The organism is Xenorhabdus sp. IM139775 (assembly GCF_028598745.1).
Taxonomy (GTDB): Bacteria; Pseudomonadota; Gammaproteobacteria; order Enterobacterales; family Enterobacteriaceae; genus Xenorhabdus.
This window is the reverse complement of the sequence record NZ_JAQRFK010000178.1, coordinates 1-1,597: the sequence shown is the minus strand read 5'-3', so window position 1 is coordinate 1,597 and position 1,597 is coordinate 1. Positions and strand designations below refer to the sequence as shown.

Annotated in this window: 1 protein-coding gene; it reads right to left on the bottom strand. The window is 61.8% G+C overall.

All coding sequences use genetic code 11. The features are described from left to right. Positions 1-1,597, bottom strand: a 1,597-nt coding sequence (locus tag PSI17_RS16760) for a toprim domain-containing protein (protein WP_273553041.1), incomplete at both ends; no start/stop codon positions are given.

The window sequence follows — 1,597 nt, the reverse complement described above, 5'->3', positions numbered from 1 at the left end:
GCCGCCAAAAAGCCGGCTAACAGGTTGGTTGATTCCCCCACGACGCCGCAGGTGGCAAGATCCTGCGTGATGCGCGCTGTCAGGTTCGGGTCTTGCAGCAAGGCCAGCGCCGCTTCCCGCTCGGCCTCGTCCAGTTCAGGCGTTGCCGCTGCCGAACTTTCTCCCTGCTGCTGCCATTGTTCAAAGGCCAGTAACACCTGTCCCAAGGCACGGCGGAGTTCCCCCTCAGCCAGCCCCAGTTCAGCGGCGGCCATCCGCGCATAGCCCTGACGGCTGCGGGCGCTCATCAGGTCAATCCCATCCAGGAACATGACGCCGCTTTGCGTATCAATAACCTGCGCATTGAGTTTCAGGGCAACCGCGCCTGCTTTCACGCCAGCCAACCCCCGGATGCACCAGCGCAGGCTGTCCAGTGAGATCTTAAGCTCACCGTCTGCCCCGGCTTCCCAGACAAGGCCGGGCGTGGGGTTTTGCACTGTCACCGGGGCCGTCAAAGCAGGCGCAGGGGCTGACGGTGCCGCCTCTGCACGCGCGGTGACGGCCGTTAACATCGGCATCGCGCTCTCCAACAACAGGCCGAAAGCCGCTTCCGGCTCTGCCATTTGGCACAGGTACTCGTTCGCGTCCATCTCCGGCGGGAACATCACCCGCAACGGTGTGATCCCTTTCTCAGCCAGTGCGGCCGCCAGTTTCACCGCCGCTTCATTGCCTGCGCTGTCATTGTCGAAGGCAATCAGTACCTGCTTAGTGCCGTAACGTTCAAACGCCTGCCAGTGATCGGCTGTCACACCATGCACGCCATAAGCGGCGGTGACATGTCGATACCCGGCAACCCAGAACGACATCGCATCGATCAGCGCTTCACACAGGATCAGGCTTTTTGAGGCCATCAGTGCCGCTTCATTCCAGACGCCGCCATGTTCCCCCGGCAGGTACAGATGTAACGGTGTACCCGGTCGTACACGATCGCAGATTTTGCGGCCGTAGAGTTCCCGTATTTGCCCCTCCGGCGTTATCACCGGCACAACCAGCGAGCCGCGCAGGTGCTCACGCCCGTTCTCCCGCAATACCCCGACCGATCGCAGGCGGGCGCGGATTTCGGCGCCGGCTTTCAGTTGCTTGGCGGGCAACCGATAGCCCAGCGTGCGGTTGGCAAAGCCCAGCTTAAAATGGGCGACCAGTTCAGGATGGTTGAGCTTCCGTGCGCTCAGGAACGCCTGCATCTCCGGCACGTTGAGCAGGGTATGGTGATAAAACTCAACCACCCGGTGCAGCAGCGCCTGCCGCCCGGCTTCATTCTCAGCCAGCAACGGCGATTCGGGAGACTCAACCAGCGGCTGAACCGCCGGATTTTCGCCCAGCGTGCCCCGCAACCACTCAACCGCATGACGCAGGCTCAAGCCTTCGGTTTGCATCACCCAGTCCAGCACCGAGCCGCCCGCGTTACAGCCAAAGCAGTGATAGAGGTTCTTCGATGGCGTGATCACCATCGACGGGGTTTTTTCCTGATGGAACGGGCACAGCACGATCATATCCTTGCCGCGCGGGGTTAACTTCCGCCCCTGCTGCTCTATAACCGCCACTAAGGAGACGGCGG